Here is a 2,215-nt window from a genome sequence, read left to right as displayed (position 1 = left end):
GACCAGCCCACCCTGAGCACCACACCCCAACCCCATACCATCTATGACTTTGGCGGCTTTCCACCCCACCTTTCAGAGCTAGTCTACCGGGCACCGGGCAGCCCCGCCTTGGCGAAGCGGGTAGCTGAGTTACTTGCTGGGGTAGGCTTTGCCCCGCGATTCAACAACCATCGCGGCTACGACCACGGCGCTTGGACGCCGCTGATTTTGATGAATCCCGCAGGTCAGATTCCCGTAACACTGCTGTCGTTGCAGCCGCGGGAGACCCCCGCCCACCACCTACACTTGGGCAAAGCCCTGAGCCCCCTGCGGGACGAAGGCGTACTGATTATTGGCAGTGGGGCCGCCACCCACAACATGGCCGCCTTCAACGGCGACTACCACGCCACGCCCCCCGACTGGGCCGCCGAGTTCGACACCTGGCTGGCGGCAACCATTGCCCAAGACGACCTCACCGCCCTCCTCAACTACCGCCAGCTCGCCCCCCACGCCGAACGCAACCACCCCACCGACGAGCACCTGCTGCCCCTGTTTGTGGCCTTGGGCGCAGGGGGCAAAGGGCACCAAGTCAATGCAGGGTTTACCTACGGAGCCTTCAGCATGGCTGCCTACCGATTTGAATGATTGCGGTTCACGGTTCACGGCTTCCCTGGCACCTGACACCGTACACCGTCACCCATCCACCCAGCAACAAAGGAGAAACTCCCATGGCACTTGGCAAACTGATTGACGGCAAATGGACGACTGAATGGACTGAGCGCAACGACTCGGGCCAGTTCAAGCGGATGCCCACTCTGTTTCACAACTGGGTTACGGCGGACGGATCGAGCGGATTCAAGGCCGAGCCGGGACGCTACCACCTATACGTGTCTCTGGGCTGTCCTTGGGCACACCGCACGGTATTGCTGCGATCGCTCAAAGGGCTGCAAGACGTGATCAGCATTTCCATCGTAGACCCGGTGATCAGCGACCAGGGCTGGACATTTTCAGACCGCTTCGGCAGCATTCCCGATAGCCTCTACGGGGCCGACTACCTCTGGCAGATCTACACCCGCGCCAAGGCCGACTATAGCGGCCGCGTCACTGTACCGGTGCTGTGGGACAAGCAGACCCAGACCATCGTTAATAACGAGTCGCGGCAGATCATTCAGATGCTGAACTCGGACTTTAACGAGTTTGCCACCTTCCCCAATCGCGACTTTTATCCTGCGCCCCTGCGCCCTGCTATTGACGCGGCCATGGATGCCATTTACCAGCCGATTAACAATGGCGTCTACCGCAGCGGTTTTGCTGCCTCCCAAATCGCCTACAACGGTGCCGTGACCGAGCTGTTTGAGGCACTGGAGCACTGGGAAGGCGTTCTGGATCAGCAGCGCTATCTGGTGGGCGAGCAAATCACCCTAGCCGACTGGTGTATGTTCACCACCTTGTTTCGCTTTGATCTGGCCTATCACGGATTGTTCAAGACCAACCTCAAGCGCCTCGTGGACTTCCCCAACCTATGGGCCTACTGCCGTGAGCTTTACCAGCAGCCGGGGGTGGCTGAATGGTGCAGCATTGAGCATGTCAAGCAGCTTTACTACGCTGGGTTGACCGAGCTCAACCCCAACGGCATTGTGCCTGCTGGGCCGGATCTTGACTACGAGATGGCTCATGGACGCGATCGCTAGCCCCCATCTGGGGTGATCTGGCTGAGGCTGCGTAGCTGCGGTTTCCACCGACCAACCTGTCAACGCTGTTCCTGAACATGTCCAAATCTCAGGAGCAGCTTGAGCCTTGGTCACTAACAGTCACTGTAAAAACCTACCCCTTGTTATTAGAATAGTACTGACTAAAACCATTGGCCGCTAGATCAGCTATGTCTCTCCCCAGTACCTCCCAGGCTGCCGCTTCAGAGCCAAGTCTTGCCACCGTCAGGGCGCTTGTCAGAGCCTATCAAGCCTTTTCAAGCTATTCTGAAACCTTTGTACGACAGTACAATCTGACCCCGGCTCAGTTTGATGTTGTCGCCACCCTTGGCAACACCCAAGGACTCACTATGGGAGACATTGGTGAAAAAACATTGATTACCAAAGGCACCCTGACCGGAGTCGTTGACCGCTTAGAACGAAAAGGCCTGGTCACCCGAGAAACCCCTCCAGACAACCGCCGCAGCGTCATTGTACAACTCACGGCTACGGGTCAGCAGCTTTTCGAGCAAGTTTTTCCTGCCCAT

Annotated in this window: 3 protein-coding genes; all 3 read left to right on the top strand. The window is 58.0% G+C overall.

Annotation, left to right across the window (positions count from 1 at the left end; translation table 11 throughout):
- On the top strand, positions 1 to 624 hold a 624-nt coding region (locus V6D20_07500), incomplete at its 5' end, for a class III extradiol ring-cleavage dioxygenase (protein ID HEY9815628.1).
- Positions 625 to 707: 83 nt separating this feature from the next.
- Positions 708 to 1,670 carry a glutathione S-transferase family protein gene (locus V6D20_07495; protein ID HEY9815627.1) on the top strand — a complete coding sequence of 321 codons (963 nt, stop codon included), beginning with the start codon at positions 708 to 710 and terminating at the stop codon, positions 1,668 to 1,670.
- A gap of 188 nt (positions 1,671 to 1,858) precedes the next feature.
- On the top strand, positions 1,859 to 2,215 hold a 357-nt coding region (locus V6D20_07490), incomplete at its 3' end, for a MarR family transcriptional regulator (protein HEY9815626.1).

The organism is Candidatus Obscuribacterales bacterium (genome assembly GCA_036703605.1).
Classification (GTDB): Bacteria; Cyanobacteriota; Cyanobacteriia; order RECH01; family RECH01; genus RECH01.
The sequence above is the reverse complement of the archived record's forward strand: the minus strand, read 5'-3'. Positions and strand labels throughout refer to the sequence as shown.

What these genes read in the sequence shown, in the direction of transcription:
- V6D20_07495 (HEY9815627.1), top strand. Translation starts at nt 708, where the DNA reads ATGGCACTTGGCAAACTGATTGACGGCAAATGGACGACTGAATGGACT.